A 19,069-nucleotide genomic window follows, 5' to 3' on the forward strand; every position below is an offset into this window, starting at 1 on the left:
GCATGTCGCCCGGCGAACCGGCGCGTCGGACACATCGTCGGCCGGCCCATCGACCTCAGTCGGCAGCGAGAACGAATGCAAGCAAAATCAAACGGCGCATCGCGCCGCAGCACCTGGCGCGCCGCCCTTGACCTGTTGCGCGGCCGCACGGTTGGAGCGCGCACGCCGGCGCCCGCCCCGTCAGGCGGCGCCGCGCACGGCGCATGGCGTTTGCAGCTCGAACAGACGCTCGGCGCGGTCGACTTTCTTGCCCATATCGATGGCGACCTGCGCTTTCTGTACGTCTCCGATGCCAGCGTGCGCTTTATCGGCTATCGCCGCGAATACCTGCAAACGGTCACGCTGCACGAACTCGTGCCGGGCGGCGAGGCGGCGGCGCTCGATGCGCTGCTGGCCCGCGCGAAAGACAGCGGTCGCGTCGAGCGCGCGACGCTGCACCTCATGAAGTCGCTGACCTACCCGATCGCCGTCGAGCTGCGCGTCGTCGCCAGCACCCATCTGGGCCGGCCGGGATTCGCGATCAGCGCGTTCGACGTTTCCGACTGGCGCGCCAACGAGGAGCGCCTGACCTACGAATTGCACAGCGACCCGCTGACCGGGCTGCCCAACGCCCGCGCGCTGCGGGCTGCCGTCAAGCGCGCCCAGGACAGTGCCGATGCCGACGGCACGGGCGCCGCCCTGCTGCTGTTGGATCTGGACGACTATCAGCGCGTGAATCGCGCCCTCGGTTATGACGCAGGCGACACGCTGCTGCGCGACACCGCGCGGCGCCTCGAAGCGCTCGTCACACCCGACGAGACGCTCGCGCGCGTGACGAGCGACGAATTCGCCGTGCTGTTACGGGCCAGCACACGCGAGCGCGCGGCCTTGGCCGCGGAGGCGCTCGGCCGCCGCTTCATGACGGCGGTGCAGCAACCGTACTCGGTGGACGGTCAGCCGGTCCACCTTTCCGCCAGCGTGGGCGTGGCGCTTTACCCGGACGCCGCCTTCGACAGCGGCGCAGCCGGCTACCACGATCAATTGCTGCGACATGCCGACCGGGCGCTCGCGCAGGCCAAGGCGTCGGCCAGCAACACGTTGGCGTTTCATACGCCCCACGCCGACCCGGCGGACGCGGAGCGCCTGAAGCTCGAAGCGGATCTCTACGACGGCGTGCGCAACGGCGAGTTTTCGCTCCATTTTCAACCGATCACCAGCAGCCAGACCGGCGGCGTGGTCGGCGTCGAGGCGCTGATTCGCTGGCATCACCCGGTGCATGGGCTCGTGCCGCCGTCGACATTCGTGCCGCTGGCCGAATCGATCGGCCTCATCAATTACCTCGGCAACTGGGTGCTGAAAATCGCCTGCATGCAGCTTGTGCAGTGGGACGCCCAGGGCATTGCGCTGCAATATGTCGCAGTGAACGTATCGCCGCAGCAATTTCGCGATCCGCGTTTCATTCAGAACGTGCGCGACGCGCTGGCCTTGACGGGCGTCAAGGCCGATCGGCTCGTGTTCGAGATCACCGAATCGCTGCTGATGCAGGATCCGGCTCACGCCAAGGTGTTGCTGGAGCAGTTGACGACGCTTGGGATCCGCTTCGCCGTCGACGATTTCGGCACCGGCTACTCTTCGCTGGCGTATCTGCAACGTTTTCCGCTGGCCAAATTGAAGATCGACCGCAGTTTCGTCGAGAACCTGCTAACCTCTCGCAACGATCAGGCGATCGTCTCCGCCGTGGTCGGGCTCGCCCAGACGCTCGAGCTCGAGCTCGTGGCGGAAGGCGTGGAGACCGAAGCGCAACGCGAACTGCTGACGGCGATGGGTTGCGATCACATCCAAGGTTGGCTGGTCTGCAAGGCGCTGCCGTCGGACGAGCTCGCGAAACGGTTCGAGGATCGCGTGCTTCGCCTGCACGAGGTGGCATGAGGGTTATAGTCGAGCGAAAGCAGGCAATGCGCGACACTCAAATATAAACATCGGTATGGTTCGAACGGGATTCACATGGTAAAGGCGGCGCTGCTCGATAAGCTATGGGCGCGTATGAGCGAGCGCGGCGACTTCCCGATGCTGTCGCAGTCGCTGCGCACGACGATGGCCGCCATGAAGAACGACGATCTCGACTTCACGGGACTCGTCCAGGTCGTCCTGTCGGATTTCGCGCTGACGCAGAAGGTGCTACGTCTGGCGAACTCGGCCATGTACATGGCATTCGGCGGCAACATCACCACAGTCACGCGCGCCCTGATGGTGCTCGGCATGGACGCCGTCGGCCATCTCGTCGTCGGACTGAAGCTCGTCGATCACTTCCAGCACAGCGCGCCGCATCGCATCGACGCCAAGCTCGAACTGAACCGCACGATGCTCTCGGGCTGCGTGGCCCGCAAGCTCACCGAGCGCGGCGATCTGCGCGAGGGCGAAGAAGCTGTCGTCTGCACGCTGATGCGCCAGGTGGGCAAGCTGCTCGTCGTCTTCTACCTCGAAGCGGAATGGGAACAGATCCGGCTAAAGATGCGCTCGGGTGGGCTCGACGAAACCGCCGCCTGTGCCGCGGTGCTGGGCGTCTCCTATGAAGAGCTCGGCCAGGAAGCCGCGACCAGGTGGCGTCTGCCCGACACGATTCGCGCGGGCATGGGCACCTACGAGTCCGAGGATCAAGGCCCGCCGCAAGTCCAGTGGCTGCGCGCCGTCACCAATTACTCAACCGAAGTGGCCGATGCGCTGAGCACGGCCGGCGTCTCGGAACATGCGTGCGAAACGCGCATCGCCGAATTGGCGCACCGCTACAGCCGTGCGCTGGCAACGGACGCGGAAGAACTCGCCGCGATAAGCGTGGCGCTCGCGCGCGAAGAAGCGGGCGAAGGCTTCATGAAAGAGATCGACGAGTTGCGCGCGAATGCCGACGCCATCGCGCGCGCCAGCGTCGACGCCGAAACGCGCATCGAAGCCGGGCTGGAGGATTTGCGCGCGCTGCCCTCGGAGAACGCACTCGCGCCTGTGCTGGCGCTCGCCTCCGAAACCGTGCTGGCGGGGTTGAGTTTTACCCGCACGGTCGTGTTCGTTCGCCAGTCGTCGGGCGTGTATAAAGCACGCCTTGGGTTTGGTCGCGACGTGGAACAGGCTCTGCCTTCGCTGTTCTTCAAGGAAGCGTTCGAGCCCGATGTCTTCCATTTGGCGATCGCCAATTCGGTCGGTATCTTCATCGAGAATGCGCGCGAGCCGAAGATGATTGCACGGCTGCCGCTGTGGTACCGGCATGCGTTCGACGATGCACGCTCGTTCGTGCTGCTGCCCGTGATCGCGCACCAGTCGACGGTTGCGCTGCTCTACGGCGATTGGTCGCTGGCGCAGGAACCGCGCAAGATCTCGCAAACGCAGATGGGAGCGCTCAACGAACTTGCGCGCGAACTCGGGAGATTCTTCGCGCACGCGCCGGCCACGGCGGTCGAGACGCTCTAAGGCTGTTGCGCAGTAGGCAGCTCCGGCGCCTCGGCCATTTGCCGCGTGCGGAGTGTATGCGGCTTACGGCGCCTCAGCCAATTGTCCGCGTGCAGTTCCGCCTTGTCGTCACCATTGTCGGCATAGTATTGCAGCTGGATACGATGTAAGTTGGTGCGCTCGTTTTGCAGCCTGGACAGGAAAGCCTCCAGATCGCTCTCCGTCGGCGCATAGTGGCCGCTGTAACTCGAAATGACGGTGATTCGAAGCGCGGCATCGGTCTTGAGCGTACCGGCCATTCGCACCGGGGCGCCTGCGAAAAACGACGTGTGCTGAAATTGATGCACCCGCTTCGGGGCAGCATAAAGTTGATGATTTTCATCGACCACGAAGATCAACTGGTCCGAACGCCCCCCGACCTGCGCCAGATAATCTCTTACCGCGAGCGCCGATGGGGACAGGAAAATGCGACCGCGATCGATCCTGGCTTTGTACAGATGCCGGTCGGACGCATCCAGATACTCGACCCCACCGCGAGCGGTCGGCGCAAGCTTGTCTTCGTGCTTGTCCAGCCAATCGAAAAACGATAGACGCGGCTTGCGCCTCCTTGTGAAGGCTCGAAACAGCGAGCGAAACAGCGATAGCCCCTTTTTTCCCGAGTGGTTGACATGCTGGTCTAGCCAGATACGGTGCAGCCGCTCCAATTCCAGCCCGTATCGGTGCTTTTTGTCGATTCTTTCCAGGTAGTAATCGCGCTCGACCCGCCTGCCGCTCTTCGAAAAATCGTCGAAGTAAGGCTCCAACGCAGCGGCCAGTTTTCTCCAATTCTTTTGGGCTTCGAGGATGCGACGCCATTCGGGGCTACGCTTTTCGACGTGATTTCGCACCCTCTGCCAGCGTTCGGCCGCGCGAGTGGTTGCGATAGGCGGGTGAGTCGACATGAGAGCCCCCTATCGGGCAAGAGAACGCGCCAGGGCGACGAGCCGATGGCCACCAACGAAGAGGTATAACGTGACCGCCCGCTGCCGGTAAAGCGAATGGGCGGAGCACGGCGTGTCATGCGCTCATCCTGCTCACAGTGTGGACAACCCGCGGCGGTAAGCGCCGCCTTGCCAGACGGCGCTCACTCCTCGAAACGCTCGAGCCCCGCGTTGTCCTTGCTCTGATCGGCCGTGCTGGCCCAGGCGGCCGCGGTAATCGCGATCTGCGCCAGTTCACCCGAAGTCAACGGCGCAAGGGCCGCGCTCGCAGCGTCGAGTGCTTCCCAATCGCCGCGTTCCAGCGCTTCCATGGCGTGCAGCAACGTGCCGAGCTGCCCTTCGCGACGCAGAATCGCGGCACGAATGTGCGTGGCGAGCGTCAGCGCGTCCAAGGTGTTTTCCATCGTATCGCCGAACACGGCGTCGACGAGCGAGAACACGCCCGTCAGGAACGCGCCGTCGACGATCTTGCGGTTCGCATGCGAGAGCCGCATCGCCCCCAGTTCCATGAAGCGTGCGCGCGTCGCTGCCAATTGCACCAAGGGATCTTCTTCGAGGCGCACCTTGCGCCCATCGGCGTAGAGCAGCAATTGCGTCCAGCGCGCGATACGGTTCGTGCCGGTCGCGTTGATCGCATCGCGCAATGTCGCCACCTTGCGCCCGATGCTCATTTCGCCCGAATTGGCGAGGCGCATCAGGTGCATGACGAGAACCGGGTTGAGCTTGAGCTCGGCTTCGAGCTGCGCGACGCTCGGATCCGACGAGAGCAGCCGTAGCAGATTGAGCAACGCCTGACGCGGCGCATTGACGCGGCGAGCGCTGTGCTTGCTGCCGCGCGCAAAAAAATAGCCTTGGAACAGGTCGAACTGCAACGCCTTCGCTTGCTCGAACGCTTCATGCGTTTCGATATTGAGAGCGATCAGCAGCTTGCCGGCCGATTTGAGCGCCGCCGTCAACCGCTGCAGCAATTCGGGCGCGACGCGGGCCGGGTCGATCTTGATCGCCTGGACGTAGGGCAGCAGCTTCGCGAAGGCTTCGTCGGGCTGGCGCATGTCGTCGATCACGAAGCGGTAGCGCTTTGCATGCAGCGTCACGAGGCGTGCGATCAGGTCCGCATCGACCGGCTGCTGCGGCGAGATCTCGAGGTAGAAGCGGTCTGGAGCGAGCCGTGCGATCGCATCGGAAAACAACAGCGGACGGCTGACATTGAGATAGCCGGGATGGCCGGAAAGCGCGGTGCGGACGTCGCTCGCGCCGAGCGCCGCGAGCAATTGCGCTGCGGCGGCATCCGCTGCCCGCTTTGCATCGGGCTCGTCGCCTTCGGCAACAGGTACTTCGCGAAGATGCAACTCGAAGCCCCGCAGCAGGCCATCGGCATCGACGATCGGCGCTCTGGCGGGATATTGCACGGGGCGAGCGGGCGCCGCATCGAATCGGCCTTCGGCGCCGGCCGGGCGCTGTGCCTCGTCGGTCATCGTCCCCATCGCCCCTCTCCTTTTTCTTCTTACGTTTGTCAGCGGCGCGACGTTGGTCCGACGTCTTGGTTGCGCGCGGTAAGTTGGGGGCGATTATAACCGCAAGGGACGTCTGAAAACCGGACGCGCGGCGCGCGTTCGACGCGGTTTCCACCGCCGCCGGACGCCACGCGCGCGCCGCACTCGACACTTACTTCAGCACGACTTTGACGTCGAAGTATTTGGCCGCGATCTTGTCGATCGTGCCATCGGCCTTCAGTTCCTTGAGTGCCCCGTTGAGCTTGTCGAGCAACGCTTTGTCGCTCTTGCGCACGCCGTAGCCGACGCCGGAGCCGAGCAGCTTTTCATCGGCAACGGTCGGGCCGGCGAAGTCGAAGCCCGCGCCTTGCGGACGCTTCAGGAACCCTTTCGAGGCTGCTTCCGAATCCTGGAACGCCGCGTCGAGCCGGCTCGAGGCGAGGTCGGCATAGACCTGATCCTGGGTTTGATACGACACGACGTCGACACCGGCGCTCGCCCACTTCGCCTTCGCGTACGTTTCCTGAATCGTGCCTTGCAGCACGCCGACGTGCTTGCCCTTCAGCGATGCCGCGCTCGGCTGCAGCCCGCTGCCTTTCTTCGCGATCAACTGATTGGGAATCGTGTAGATCGGATCGGTGAAAGCGATGGCTTGTCTGCGCTGTTCGGTAATCGTCATGTCCGAGTTGATCGCATCGAACTTGCGCGCTTGCAACGCCGGAATCAGTCCGTCGAAGTCGTTCTCGACCCAGACGCATTTGACTTGGAGCTTCGCGCAGACGGCGTTGCCTACGTCGATGTCGAAGCCTTGCAACTGGCCCGACGCCGTCTTCGATTCGAACGGCGCATAGGACGCTTCGACGCCGAAGCGAAGCTCCTTCAAATCAGCGGCAGACACGCTGCCGGCCGCGCACGCGGCTGCCACCGCGACGAGCGCGAGCGATACCTTCTTCCTCAAGTTCATTTCCATTCGTCGAATCCTAGACAGTTGATACCGTGAGCCGAACCTCGCGCGCATCGTGGCTCGGCCAAAAAAGCGGTTCAAACACGGGCCGCGCGCGTGGTGCGCCGCACAAGGGCGACGGGACGGGGATTGTACGGGTAGCGCGCGCCTGCGCGGGCTCAGGTGCGCAGCGCGACGCGCGCCCGCGGCGCATCGGCAGGCGGTATGCGCTCGACCGCGAAGACGCAATTGCGTGTCGCACCGGGGCAAGCCGGGGAAGACGGATTCAACGAGGAGGACGACTGGACGATGCGCGGCGCGCACAGCCCGCGCGCCGGCTTTTTCGAGATGAAGAAGGCTAGAGCGCGCGTGCCAGCATGGCCGCCTGGCGGCGTGCCTCTTCCCGCGCGTCCGAGTCGACCTGTGGGCCGAACAACGTCTTTTCGACGACGATCGACGCGATGTCCTCCACGCCGATAAAACGCAGCCACGCCTCCACGTAGGGCTGTTGAAAATCGAACGAATCCGCAGGCGTGCTTGAATGTTTGCCGTAGTCGAGCCCGCGCGCATAGACGACGACGGCGCGCTTGCCCTTGAGCAACCCGCCGAAACCGATGTCCGGGTCGAACGAAAACAGCACATCCTTTTGTGAAACGACATCGATGAAGTGCTTGAGTTTGTACGGAATCGAAAAATTCCAAAGCGGCACTGACAGCAACAGGATGCCGGCCTCGTGCAACGGTCGCGCGAGCGCATGGATCTGGTCCCACGCCGCCTGCTGACGCTCGGTCAACGGGGTACCGCTGAGCCCCGCATGCTTTGCGTCGAGCGCTTCGCCATCGAACTCGGGGAACCGCGTGCTCCAAACGTCCAGCGTCTCAATCGACGCGCGGGGGCGCGAGAGGCGAAAGGCGTCGATGAACGCATGGGCGGTTTCGAGCGAGGCCGATCGCTGCTTGCGCGGCGATGCCTCGATGTGCAGCAAATCGGCCATGCTCTTTCTCCTGCTTCGGTGGGCTAAATGCCTACATGTGGCGGCGTGGGATAGTCGTTATCTGAACATAGTCGTGTTTGAATTGGAAACGAAGTATTCTTCTGCTATTCAATTCAATTCTCACTGAATCGCGTGTTCGACAGCACCCTACTCCGCTCCTTCGTCACCGTTGCCCAGGAAGGCAGCTTCACGCGCGCCGCCACGCGTCTGCATTTGACGCAATCGGCCGTCAGTGCGCATCTGCGCCGGCTCGAGGAACAGGCGGGCGCTGCGTTGGTCGAGCGCACGACGCGCTCGCTTGCGCTGACGCCCGAAGGCGAGGTGCTGCTTGGCTATGCGCGGGCAATCCTCGCCCTCAATCGCGACGCGCGGGCACGCCTGCAACGTCCGGCCGGCGAAGGTCCCGTGCGAATCGGTCTGTCCGATGATTTCGCGCATCCGCGCGTCATGGAGCGACTGCATGCATTCGGGCTGCGGCATCCGGGCGTCGACGTCAGTTTGACGGTGGGCATCCCCGGCACGTTGATACATGCGCTGGATCGCGGCGAACTCGATTTCGTCATGGCCGGGCGATGTCACGGGGAACGCCCCGGACGATCGCTATGGCGCGAGGCGCTCGTATGGGCAGCAGCCCCGTGGCAGGCAATCAATCTGGGGTTACCGTTGCCGCTGGCCGTGTTCCCCGAGCCTTGTCCGTACCGGGACGCTGCGCTCGCCGCGCTGGCTCACGCGGGCGTCGACTTCCGCGTCACGGTTGTCTGCCCTGGCAGTGCGGGGGTCCATGCCGCGGTGCAAGCGGGGCTGGGCGTTGCACCGATGCCTAAAAGCCGCGTCGACGGCTCGCTTGCGATTGTCGGCGAAGCGGCTGGGTTGCCAGCGTTGCCCGAAGTCGAGTTCGCGTTATTCGGCGCAGCGAGCCCCGCAGCGCTGGTTGATGAACTTTGCGAAGCGGCTCGGCGGGATCTGGGTTGAGGGGAAGCGCTTGTTGATTGGCCTCGGTTCCCGCTCCTATTCAGGTGAATAGTCAAGCTTCCGATTTATTTACACGCGGGGGAATCTCCGGTTACATTTCTTGCGAATAAGGCCTTTCTCACTCCACTTATCGCCATTGCATCAAAATCACTCAAGCGAAGGAATCGCAGCCCCCTCGGTTTTTTTCCTTTTGCTCTGCTTGGCCGCCGCCAATTTTTTCCGTATCGGTTGTCAACTTGTGTTGACCGCCTGGTCCGCGGTCCAGATCACGGGCCGTCCCGAATCGGTGGGGCACGTCCTATTGGTTTCGAGTGCGACTAACCTGACGCTTTCACCACTTATCGGCGCGTTCGTCGATCGCTGTACGCGCAAAAAACCCTTGGTGCTGGCAGGCCACTTCGGCATCGCGGTCTGCGGAGCCACGCCGCATATGCTTGCCCTGGCGCTGCCGCACGCGGCGCCGTTTTTCTCGCTGGTGATCACCGCGTTCCTCTCGAGCGTTTCGGGCATCGTGCTTGCCTGTACGATGGATTACTTCGTCAAGCAAGCAATCGCCGCGGCGTCAAGAACCAGAAAGCTGGCGCTCATCAATACGGTCTCGCAATCGACACTGATCGTCGGTACGGCCTTTGGCGGATATCTTGTTTCCTATGCGTCCTGGCGCGACGCATTCCTGTTGATCGGCGGTTGCGGCTTGGTGCTTGCCTCGTTTTCAGGCTGCCTTCTCCCTTCTTTGATATTTGAAGCGCGCGAGCGACGCAGCTCGCATCACGTCGGTCCCGCGCTCTATTGGAAACACCCTCGCCTTTTTGTGATTGCATCATGCTCCGCGCTGGCCTTTGCTGTTGGCCAAGTGACGAACACGTTATTGCCGGCCTTCGTGAGTTTGGATCTGAAATTCTCAGGCACGCGTTATTCGCTTATAGAGGCGGCCTGGTCTATCGGCGCACTCAGTGCGAGCGCCGTCCTGGCCAAAGTGGCGAAGGATCGGTCAGGCCCCATCCATCGAGAACTTTTGGTCATTCTCGTCATCTCCGGGCTCTTATGCCTGGTCCCACGGCTTTCTGCACTCACGGCGCTGCTCGCGATCCATCTGGCGCTTGGGGTCGGCTTCGCGGTCGTTCGCGTGCGCGCCGAGGTCCGATTTCTGACGGAGTGCCCAACTCACCTGCTGGCTCGCTTCAGAGCAAACAGCGTATTTCTCAGTAGCGCAGTCAGTGCGATCGTCTTTATCTCGCCGAGCGTGTCGCACGACGTCGGCGTGCCCGCACTGTACTCGCTGCTCTCCGCGGCAATCGCGGTGTCGGCAACCATGCTCATACGCTTCACGCGGCCCCGGCAAGCGCAGCGATCCACACGACAATCGGTAGCGAAACTGCCGTCCGAAACAATGACGTCGGATGAATAAAGGAAAGCGACAAAGCCAACTTCAGAACGACAACGCGCAAGGAAGACCCGCCCTCACCGCCCATCCACGCGGACGCAGCACATGGCAGGACGGGTTTCGGGAGGGGGAAACACGCACCACGAACCGTCGCCGTGGCGGAAAAGGAAGATGGAACGCGGGCCCGTGGCCGCTTGCATGGCGACACAAACGAAGCGCGCGCGATTATTGGCCATGCGGCCCGTGCGCATCACTCGCGCAGGCGTTGCGGCCGTCGGCGCCAGCCACTTGTCGACCAATGCGCGCAGGGAAATCTTGTCTGCACCCATGGCTCACCTCCTGAAACGTGGGTGGGCCGCCCACTGCAACCAGACCGGCTAGCCCTTGAGAACAGTATCGACAAGAGCGCAGCCGATAAAAATCAGCGCTGGCCGAGAATCGCGTCAAGCGTTGCCACTGCCTGTCGGATATGGACTACATGAGCCCACGTCGCACACGAAGTTGCCGCTCGCGGCGCCGGCCGAATTGCCCCGCCGGGCCGCCGTTGATGGCTATCAATCGGCTTTGCCGATAAACGCCTATTCTGGGAGGTAGGAACGAGGCATCCAGGGAGAGCGTCATGATCGCAAGAACCGTCGTCGCACTCGCTGTGGCCGGCCTGACCGGCATGTCGGCGATCACGGGACTCGCGCAGGAACGCGAGCGCGGCCATGAGTCGGCGCGCGGACCCAGCGCCGCGCCCATGCAAGCGCCAGGAGCCGGGGGACCCGGCTTCCAGGCGCCGAACCAGGGGCGCGCCGAGGGCCGCCAACGGCAACCGGGCGGCGGCGCCGAAAGACGAGGCGGCGAGGGCCCGCCCCCTCGAGGCGCCGGGCCGGCCATCGGCGGCGGGGCTGTTCAGGCGCCGCAAGCGCCGGGGTTCGGCTTACGGCCCTCGCAGCAGTTTCCGGCGCCGGCTCAGGGCCAGCGCGAGGCTCCGAGGCCGAACTACCGGCCCGAATACGGTCACCGCCCGATGGCCCCTGCACCGGGTCAGATTCAGCGGCAGCCGAACGGCCCGGGCGCCGGCCAGCAGTTCGGACATCGGCCCGGCGCCGAGCCACGGGCGCCGCTCAATCAACCGCCGCGCGCTTATGGGCGGGTGCCCGCCCCCTATCGCGGCGATATCCATCGTTTCGTCGATCTCGACGCACGCGTCTGGCGAGGGGGCCGCTGGCGCCATTCGCACCATGACGGACGGTTTGGCTGGTGGTGGGTCGTCGGCGGCCTCTGGTACCTCTATCCCCAGCCGGTCTACCCCTACCCGGATCCGTTCGCTCCCGGCGAAGTCGTTTACGAGTACGGCGGCGCCGGTGACTACTGGTACTACTGCGAGTCGGCCGGTCAGTACTATCCGTACGTGACGGAGTGCCCCGAAGGGTGGCAGGCGGTCATACCTGAAGATGAGTGAGCATCGACTCGGCGGCAATAGACGAAATCGCCCCGCCTATAACCCCAATGCCGCCAGCGTTTCACGCGTCGTTTCGACGACCGTCAGCCCCGCACGCAGCCCGGGCTTGACCGTGCGATTCGGAAACACGATCCGTTCTTCGTCGTGCGAAACCTCATAGCGATAGGCACCGTCGCATGCGAGCACGGCGCCTCTCGCAAACGCGGTGAAATTCGGGACGTCGTCGGCCATAAGAAGCTCAAAGGCGTCGCTTTTCTTTGTGATTTGTCCGATGACTGAAAACACGCGCGGCAAGGGCGAAACGCCCCGGCGCTCCGCTCCCGCCACAAGCTCACGCACGGCCCGGTCGGCGCCCGCAAAACGCGAGAGGTCGTTTTCTCCGAACGGCCGCACCTTGCCGAGTTCGAGCGTACATGCTTGCGCGCCGAACGCTTCGGCCGTGAAGTGCGTGAAGGTATTGCCTTTAGCCGTATGCAGCAAGACGGCTTCGATGCCGGCGTCTGCCAGCCACTCGAACATCGCGCGCGAAAGCGGCGCGCCCGTGTGCGGCAGCAGCGCGAAACGCTCGAATACCGATGCACGGATGGCCGTATGCATATCGATGTGCCAACGCGTGTGCGGAGCCTGGGCAGCGCCGGCAAAAAAACGCTCCGCCGCTCGTTCGAGAGCCTCGGCGCGCGGCGCTTCGCGGCTTTGCGCGAGCTGTGCATACCGACCGCAAAAGAGCCGATTCAAGTCGTCGTCGACATAGCGGCAACCGGCTCGCATGGCTGCCACGTTGCCGAATACGATGCCGACGCGGCAAGCCAACGGCGCCGCCCCGCATGCGATGTCGGCAACCATGCGCGACAGCAGTTCGATCGGCGCAGTCTCGTCGCCATGCACGCCTGCCGAGACGAGCACGCTGCATAAAATTTGCGGGTCGGGCGCCGCGGCCGGTGTCAGTTCGAGTACGCCTTCCCCTTGCCATGCATAGCGGACGCCGCCGACGCACTGTCCTTGCCGATCGGCTGCGCCGGGCAGCCGGCCGCTCAACGTGAAGGCGAGAAAGTCGGCCAGCATTGCCGGCGTAGACGCGTCAACGTTGGAAGTCATAGAGCGAACCGAGCCCGAGAATCTGCGTGAGTTCGTCGAGCGCCGTGCGCGATTCGTCGAGCAACTTCGGATCGGCCAGGTCGCTCGGCGCGAGCCGGTCGCGATAGTGCTTGCCGATCCACGCGTCGAGCCGCCCAAACAGCGCATCGTCGATCCAGACGCCGGGAGCCACGGCCTGGCGCTCGGCCTCGTTCAGCACGACACGCAGGCGCAGGCAAGCAGGCCCGCCGCCGTTCTTCATGCTCTCGCGCAACTCGAACACGAGCACCTCGTCGATCGGCCCCGCATTGACGACGAGGTCGTCGAGATAAGCGGCCACACGCGGATTTTCGCGGCATTCCTGCGGGACGACGAGCACGTCGCGACCATCGGGGCGCGTCAGGAGCTGACTGTTGAACAGATACGACGTGACGGCATCGGCGACACTCACGCGCGCATCGGGCACTTCGATGACGTTCAGCTGAGCGCCTGCCTTCGATAGTTGTGCGCCCAACTGATCATAGACGGCGCTTTGATCGACGAATGCGCGTTGATGGCAAAACAGCGTCTGCCGATTGCCCACGGCGATCACGTCGTTGTGGAACACGCCCGCATCGATCACTTCAGGACTTTGCTGGGCGTAGACCGTCCCGTCCTCGCTCAACCCGTGACGCTGCGCCACGGCGCGGCTCGCCTCGAACGTTTGGCGCGCCGGGTAGCGCACGGGCTCCGGACCGCGCCGATATTCGCTGCGCCCGTAGACGAAGAACTCGACGCCGCGCTCGCCGTACTGCGAACAGAAGCGCGTGTGATTGGCCGCCCCTTCGTCGCCGAGTGCCGGAGTGCCGGGCAACGCTTCATGGACGGTGAAATGCGCCGGATCGGCGAAGATTGCCTGCAGCGTGCGGCGCGTGGCTTCGTGCTCGATCGCGCGGTGCAGTTTGCTGGTCAGGTTGGCCGGCGTGAAATGAACCCGGCCGTCGCGCGTATCCGCCGACGGACTCACCGTCGCGGCATTGGCCGTCCACATCGCGGACGCCGAACTGGCCGCGGCCAACAGTTCCGGGGCATCTTTCGCCGCACGCTCGATCACAGCCGTATCGGAACCCGAAAATCCGAGCTCGCGCAATAACCGCAGCGACGGCCTTTCCTGTGGCGGCAGCACGCCCTGCAAGAAACCGAGGTCGGCGAGCCGCTTCATTTTCCGCAGACCTTGCTTGGCGGCGGCGAGCGGATTGGCGACCGATTTCTCGTTCGTCTGCGAGGCCACGTTGCCGAACGACAGTCCCGCGTAATTGTGCGTCGGACCTACGAGTCCGTCGAAGTTGGCTTCCCGTGCTTGCATCGTCGATCCTTGCTCGATCCTTAGAATTGAAGTCCCGGCGAGACGCTCGCGGGCATCGTAAGTTGCGCGCTTTCGACCGAGGCCATCGGATAGGCGCAATAGTCGGCCGCGTAATAGGCGCTCGGCCGATGGTTGCCCGACCGCCCCGTGCCGCCGAACGGCGCCGCGGAAGACGCGCCGTTGGTCGGGCGATTCCAGTTGACGATGCCGGCGCGAATCGTGCGATGAAAACGCGTCCAAAGCGCTTCGTCATCGGCGAGCAACCCTGCCGACAAACCGTAGACGGTATCGTTCGCGCGTGCGATCGCTTCATCGAAATGCGTATAGCGCACGATCTGCGCGAGCGGGCCGAAGTGCTCCTCGTCGGGCAACGCCGCCACATCGGTGACCTCGAGCATCGCGGGGCTCACGAAACCCAGCTGTTCGTCGCGCTGCTCCATCGTCAGAATCGGGCGAGCGCCGGCCGCTACGAGCCGCTGCTGCGCTATAACGAGCCGCGCCGCGGCGCGGGCCGAGACGACGGCGCCCATGAACGGTTGCGGATCGGCGTCATACAAGCCGTAGGCGATGCGCGCAGTCACTTCGGTCAACCGTGCAAGGAAGCGATCGCCGAACGCGCCGCGCGGGACGAAGATGCGACGCGCGCACGTGCAGCGCTGGCCTGCCGATAGATAGGCCGATTGGATGGTGTGATGGACGGCCGCATCGATATCTTCTACATCGGCGACGACGAGCGGATTGTTGCCGCCCATTTCGAGCGCGAGCACAATTTCGGGCCGTCCGCCGAACTGCTTGTGCAGCAGCGTGCCCGTGTCGGAGCTGCCCGTGAAGAAAAGGCCGTCGATTTGCCGATGATTGGCGAGCGCGACGCCCGTGTCTTTTTCGCCCTGCACGAGGTTCAGCACGCCGGCAGGCAAGCCGGCATCGCGCCATGCTTCGACCGTGGCGCGCGCCACCTCAGGCGCCAGTTCCGACGGCTTGAACACGACCGTATTGCCTGCAATCAGCGCCGGCACGATGTGGCCGTTCGGCAAGTGACCGGGGAAGTTGTACGGCCCGAAAACGGCGACGACACCGTGCGGACGATGGCGCAACACGGCCGTGCCGTCTGCCATCGGCAGGCGTTTTTCCCCCGTGCGCTCCTGGTAGGCCGTGATCGAAATGTCGACCTTCGCGGCCATGGCGGCCACTTCCGTGCGCGCTTCCCACAGCGGCTTGCCCGTTTCGCGGCCGATCGCGTGCGCGAGTTGCTCCTTGCGCCCGGTCAGCGTCGCCGCGAATCGGCGCACGATCTCGACGCGCGCATCGAACGAAAGCGCGGACCATGTTTCGAACGCGCGGCGCGCGCTCGCAACGGCGCGATCGACATCGGCCGCCGACGCGCTGTTGCCTTCCCATACCACCGCGCCCGTTCCGGGATTGCGTGAGGCGAAGGCCGGCCCACCGGCCTTGCACCATTGCCCGTCGATAAAAAGCTCACCCATTTCCATCTCTGTTCAATCCTTGTTCTGTTTCGTCACAAGCGCGAGCACGCGCACGGCATCGCCTTCGCGCACGTCGAGCGCGGCTGCATCGACCGCCGACAGCATCATCGATCCGCCCTCGACGGTGCCCGCCGCCACACCGACGCGAAAGCCCGCCATCGACGTATTCGAGACCAGCGAGCGCACGCCTTCAGGTGCGAGGGTTTCACCGATGACGACCGGCACCACCACGCTCTCGCGCACGGTGCGCAGATCGTTGATATGGCATTCGAGCACCGGGCCCGCGTCGAAGATATCGACGTGGTTCTGATACCGGAGCCCTTCGGCTTCGAGCATCTTGCGCGCCGGCGCCGTGTCGCGATGCGTATGCCCGATGACGTCCCGCGCCTCCTGCGGCAGCAAATCGGCGTAGACGGGGTAGCGCGGCATCAATTCGGCAAGGAACGACTTGCGTCCATGCGCGCTGAGGTAATCGGCCGCGTTGAAGTCGATCTGATAGAAGTGCGAACCCACGGCGCGCCAGAACGGCGAAGTGCCGTCCGCGTCGAAATGGCCCCGCAGTTCCGCGCAGAGCCGTTCGGGAAATTGATCGCGGAACTGCGCCATGAACATGAAGCGCGAGCGCGACAGCAAGCCGCCGACGCCATGCGCGCGATAGCGCGGCGACAAGAACAGCGAGCACACTTCGGCATAACCCGTGAGGTCGTGCGAGATGTTGAGCAGCGACATCTTCGTCCAGACGCCGAGCTCCTGGCTCGCATGCACGACCGTGCTCACGCGATAGTTGTAGAACGGCTGTTCGAGGCCCACTTGAACTTCGATACCGCACACGCCCGCGACATCGCGGGTGGCCGTGTCTTCCATCACGAAGAAGTAGCCGGCCTCATGCGGCGCCGCGCGCCCTTCCATCGTTTTCCTGGCGCGACCGATGCGCGCGGCCAATGCGTCGCGATCGGGCTTGAACGTCGTCAGGCCCGGGCCCGTTTCCTGTGCAAGCGACACGAGCGCGTCGAGGTCTTCCGTCTTGACAGCGCGAACGACGATCATCGCCGATCTCCCGAGGGATGAGTCTGGGTGGTCGAATACGAATCGGGGTAGCTGTCGTTGCCCTCCTCCGCTTCGGCTTGCTCGGCGCCACGGTGCAGCGGCACGCAGCGCACGGGATCGCCGTGCATCACATCGAGCGCCGCGCGCGCGTGCCCGGCGAGCGGCGCGTCGCTGTGACCCGCACTCGGCAGCTCGGCCAACACGCAGCGAAAATCGCCGCCGCGATTGCTGGCCACGAGATAGGTGGTGCATGCGCCCCGCTCGTCGTGCACGGCACCCACGGCGCTCGTGGCACTCATGGCACTCATGGCACTCATGGCGCTCTCGCTGGCTTCGCGCACGGTCCGTGTTTCGTTGAATGCCACGCATGCGCTGCGATCGACCTGCGCCGTCAAGACGGGGCCCGCATCGAAGATGTCGACGAATCGATCCGGCTCGAAACCCTCTTCGAGATGAATGTCGTACGAAAGCAGCGCCTTCGCGTTCGGCTCGCCGATCACGCGCTGCGCCGCATCGGGCAGCAGCGGCACATAGAGCGGATAGCTGGGCATGACTTCGGCGATGAACGTGCGGCTGCGGCCGCCCGAGGCCATTTCGATCTGCGCGAAATCGCGGCCGAAGAACCTGCGGCCGACGGCTTCCCAAAACGGCGACGTCCCCTCCTCGTCGGTCACGCCGAGCAGCAGCGAAAACACCTCGGGGGTGAAGCGCCGGCGGTTGGCCGCCACGTACATCATGCGTGCGCGCGAGAGCAGATGCGCCGCGGCGTCGCCGCGCAGCGACGGATCGATATAGAACCCCGCGAGCCGGCTCTTGCCCGTCAGTTCGTGCGACATCGTCAGCGCGTGAATCTTGCGGTTGACGTGCAGTTCGCGCGACGCATGAATCAACGCGTCGTTGCGGAACACGTAAAACGGCTCGGCATAGCCGGCTGCTGCGACGACGCTCGCCGTGCCCAGCAGCTTACCCGTCGCGCCCTCCTCCAGCACGAAGAGATAGACCTCCTCGCCCGGGAAATCGACATCGGCGCGAAACGAGTCCTCCGACAGCGCGACGCGCGCTTCGAGCGCACGCCGATCGTGCGGCAGCGAGTGCAGCACGGGGCGCGCCGCCCGCGCCATGTGCTCGAGCGCGTCGAGATCCGAAAGTCTTGCGGGGCGTACGAAGAGCATCATCGTTCCTTCAGAGCGGGCCGCTTAGCGCGTGTGCGCGTCGGCCGTGGCGCCTACGATCTGTTCGATCGCCTTCGTGAGGCGTGCGAAGCCCTCGTCCAGATCGGCCTCGGCAATCACGAGCGACGGCGCAAAGCGCAGCACGTTCGGCCCCGCGATCAGCAGCATGACGCCCTGCGCAGCCGCGGCGTTGACGAAATCCTTCGCGCGCCCTTCGTAGGCCGCGGACAGCTCCGCGCCGATCAGGAGGCCCTTGCCGCGCACTTCCTTGAACATCGCGAAGCGTTCGTTGAGCTGGGCGAGCCTCGCCGTGATCATCTCGCCGCGACGCTTGACGCCTTCGAGCAGCGCCGGCTCGCTGACGAGTTCGACCACTTTGTCGGCCACGGCCGCGCCGAGCGGATTGCCGCCATAGGTCGTGCCATGAACGCCGACCTTGAAATGCGCTGCGATCTCCCTGGTGGTCAACATTGCGCCGATCGGGAAACCGTTGCCGAGCGCCTTGGCGGAGGTCAGGATGTCGGGCGTCACGCCCGTATCCATATAGGCGTAGAAAAAGCCCGTACGGCCGACGCCCGTTTGCACTTCGTCGAAGATCAACAGCGCGCCGTGGGCATCGCAGGCCTCGCGCAGCGCACGCAGGAACGCCGGATCGGCCGGAATCACGCCGCCCTCGCCCTGGATGGGTTCAACGATCACGGCGCAGGTTTTCGGGCCGATGGCGGCGCGCGCGGCTTCGATGTCGTTGTAGGGCAGATGAATGATGCCCGCGGGCACGGGGCCAAACCCTTCGGCGTATTTCGGCTGGCCGCCGACGCTGACCGTGAAAAACGTCCGGCCGTGGAATGATTGCTTGAACGAGACGATTTCGATCTTTTCGGGGCCATGACGCTCGATCGCGACGCGCCGGGCCAGCTTGAGGGCGGCTTCGTTCGCCTCGGCACCCGAGTTCGCGAAGAATGCGCGATCGGCGAAAGTCAGCGATTCGAGCCGCTTGGCAAGGCGCAGCACGGGCTCGTTCGTGTAGGCGTTGCTGACGTGCCAAAGCGTTTCGCCCTGTTCGCACAGCACCCGCACGAGCTCGGGGTGGGCGTGACCCAGGCCTGTCACGGCAATCCCGCCCGTGAAGTCGACGTAATCGCGGCCCTGCGTATCCCAGACCCGCGAGCCCTCGCCGCGCACCGGCACGAAAGACGCAGGCGAAAAGACCGGCACCATGACTTCGTCGAAAGTCTGGCGGTTGACAGCGAATTCGTTCATGGCGAAGCCTCGCAAGGTAAGGGGAATGAATACACGCTAGTTTAGAAAACGTTA

16 protein-coding genes are annotated in these 19,069 nt (G+C 64.3%); 5 read left to right on the forward strand and 11 right to left on the reverse strand.

Going from position 1 to position 19,069, the window contains the following annotated elements; genetic code table 11:
- Positions 1 to 75: 75 nt before the first annotated feature.
- On the forward strand, positions 76 to 1,908 hold the full coding sequence (locus C0Z19_RS12330) for a putative bifunctional diguanylate cyclase/phosphodiesterase (protein WP_102610124.1): 1,833 nt from the start codon (positions 76 to 78) through the stop codon (positions 1,906 to 1,908).
- A 75-nt stretch (positions 1,909 to 1,983) separates the two neighbouring features.
- The gene (locus C0Z19_RS12335; protein ID WP_102610125.1) at positions 1,984 to 3,438 is read left to right on the forward strand and encodes an HDOD domain-containing protein; all 1,455 of its coding nucleotides are present in this window, start codon (positions 1,984 to 1,986) and stop codon (positions 3,436 to 3,438) included.
- Here C0Z19_RS12335 and C0Z19_RS12340 read toward each other — a convergent pair.
- The 4 genes from C0Z19_RS12340 to C0Z19_RS12355 all read right to left on the reverse strand — a co-directional run bounded on the left by C0Z19_RS12340 (position 3,435) and on the right by C0Z19_RS12355 (position 7,827).
- Positions 3,435 to 4,121 (reverse strand): IQM protein middle domain-containing protein, encoded by a 687-nt coding sequence (locus C0Z19_RS12340; RefSeq protein WP_158242972.1) that lies wholly within the window; start codon positions 4,119 to 4,121, stop codon positions 3,435 to 3,437. The two genes, C0Z19_RS12335 and C0Z19_RS12340, sit on opposite strands and share 4 nt — an antisense overlap.
- Positions 4,122 to 4,540: 419 nt before the next feature.
- Positions 4,541 to 5,881 carry an EAL and HDOD domain-containing protein gene (locus C0Z19_RS12345; protein ID WP_233196117.1) on the reverse strand — a complete coding sequence of 447 codons (1,341 nt, stop codon included), beginning with the start codon at positions 5,879 to 5,881 and terminating at the stop codon, positions 4,541 to 4,543.
- A 181-nt stretch (positions 5,882 to 6,062) separates the two neighbouring features.
- Positions 6,063 to 6,860, reverse strand: a complete 798-nt coding sequence (locus tag C0Z19_RS12350) for an ABC transporter substrate-binding protein (RefSeq protein WP_102610127.1) — start codon at positions 6,858 to 6,860, stop codon at positions 6,063 to 6,065.
- Positions 6,861 to 7,191: 331 nt separating this feature from the next.
- A complete protein-coding gene (locus C0Z19_RS12355) occupies positions 7,192 to 7,827 on the reverse strand; it encodes an FMN-dependent NADH-azoreductase (RefSeq protein WP_102610128.1) in 636 nt (211 codons plus the stop codon).
- Positions 7,828 to 7,959: 132 nt separating this feature from the next.
- Between C0Z19_RS12355 and C0Z19_RS12360 the strand changes: the two genes are divergently transcribed.
- Both C0Z19_RS12360 and C0Z19_RS12365 read left to right on the forward strand, forming a co-directional pair.
- A complete protein-coding gene (locus tag C0Z19_RS12360) occupies positions 7,960 to 8,799 on the forward strand; it encodes a LysR family transcriptional regulator (protein ID WP_102610129.1) in 840 nt (279 codons plus the stop codon).
- Between the two features lie 199 nt (positions 8,800 to 8,998).
- Positions 8,999 to 10,207: an MFS transporter gene (locus C0Z19_RS12365; protein ID WP_158242973.1), complete on the forward strand. Its 1,209-nt coding sequence runs from the start codon at positions 8,999 to 9,001 to the stop codon at positions 10,205 to 10,207.
- 53 nt (positions 10,208 to 10,260) lie between these two features.
- Here C0Z19_RS12365 and C0Z19_RS12370 read toward each other — a convergent pair whose 3' ends face one another.
- Positions 10,261 to 10,512 carry a hypothetical protein gene (locus tag C0Z19_RS12370; RefSeq protein ID WP_102610131.1) on the reverse strand — a complete coding sequence of 84 codons (252 nt, stop codon included), beginning with the start codon at positions 10,510 to 10,512 and terminating at the stop codon, positions 10,261 to 10,263.
- Between the two features lie 290 nt (positions 10,513 to 10,802).
- Here C0Z19_RS12370 and C0Z19_RS12375 point away from each other — a divergent pair, with 290 nt between their 5' ends.
- Positions 10,803 to 11,633, forward strand: coding sequence for a hypothetical protein (locus tag C0Z19_RS12375; protein ID WP_102610132.1), 831 nt, complete (start codon positions 10,803 to 10,805; stop codon positions 11,631 to 11,633).
- Between the two features lie 36 nt (positions 11,634 to 11,669).
- On the opposite strand, the gene astE is transcribed toward C0Z19_RS12375, so the two are convergent.
- Genes astE through C0Z19_RS12405 form a run of 6 tightly spaced genes read right to left on the reverse strand, consistent with a single transcriptional unit; the run spans position 11,670 to position 19,015 of the window.
- A complete protein-coding gene (gene astE, locus C0Z19_RS12380; RefSeq protein ID WP_102610133.1) occupies positions 11,670 to 12,728 on the reverse strand; it encodes a succinylglutamate desuccinylase in 1,059 nt (352 codons plus the stop codon).
- On the reverse strand, positions 12,712 to 14,052 hold the full coding sequence (gene astB, locus C0Z19_RS12385) for an N-succinylarginine dihydrolase (protein WP_102610134.1): 1,341 nt from the start codon (positions 14,050 to 14,052) through the stop codon (positions 12,712 to 12,714). The genes astE and astB overlap by 17 nt, the downstream gene beginning before the upstream one ends.
- A 20-nt stretch (positions 14,053 to 14,072) precedes the next feature.
- A complete protein-coding gene (astD, locus tag C0Z19_RS12390; protein WP_102610288.1) occupies positions 14,073 to 15,536 on the reverse strand; it encodes a succinylglutamate-semialdehyde dehydrogenase in 1,464 nt (487 codons plus the stop codon).
- A gap of 12 nt (positions 15,537 to 15,548) precedes the next feature.
- Entirely contained in the window at positions 15,549 to 16,583 is a 1,035-nt protein-coding gene (gene astA / locus C0Z19_RS12395) for an arginine N-succinyltransferase (protein ID WP_102610135.1), read from the reverse strand.
- Positions 16,580 to 17,755, reverse strand: a complete 1,176-nt coding sequence (aruF, locus tag C0Z19_RS12400; RefSeq protein WP_102610136.1) for an arginine/ornithine succinyltransferase subunit alpha — start codon at positions 17,753 to 17,755, stop codon at positions 16,580 to 16,582. The genes astA and aruF overlap by 4 nt, the downstream gene beginning before the upstream one ends.
- 24 nt (positions 17,756 to 17,779) lie before the next feature.
- Complete coding sequence (locus C0Z19_RS12405) at positions 17,780 to 19,015, reverse strand: aspartate aminotransferase family protein (protein WP_102610137.1); 1,236 nt, start codon at positions 19,013 to 19,015, stop codon at positions 17,780 to 17,782.
- Positions 19,016 to 19,069: the final 54 nt, after the last annotated feature.

Source organism: Trinickia soli, from assembly GCF_002879855.1.
Taxonomy (GTDB): Bacteria; Pseudomonadota; Gammaproteobacteria; order Burkholderiales; family Burkholderiaceae; genus Trinickia; species Trinickia soli.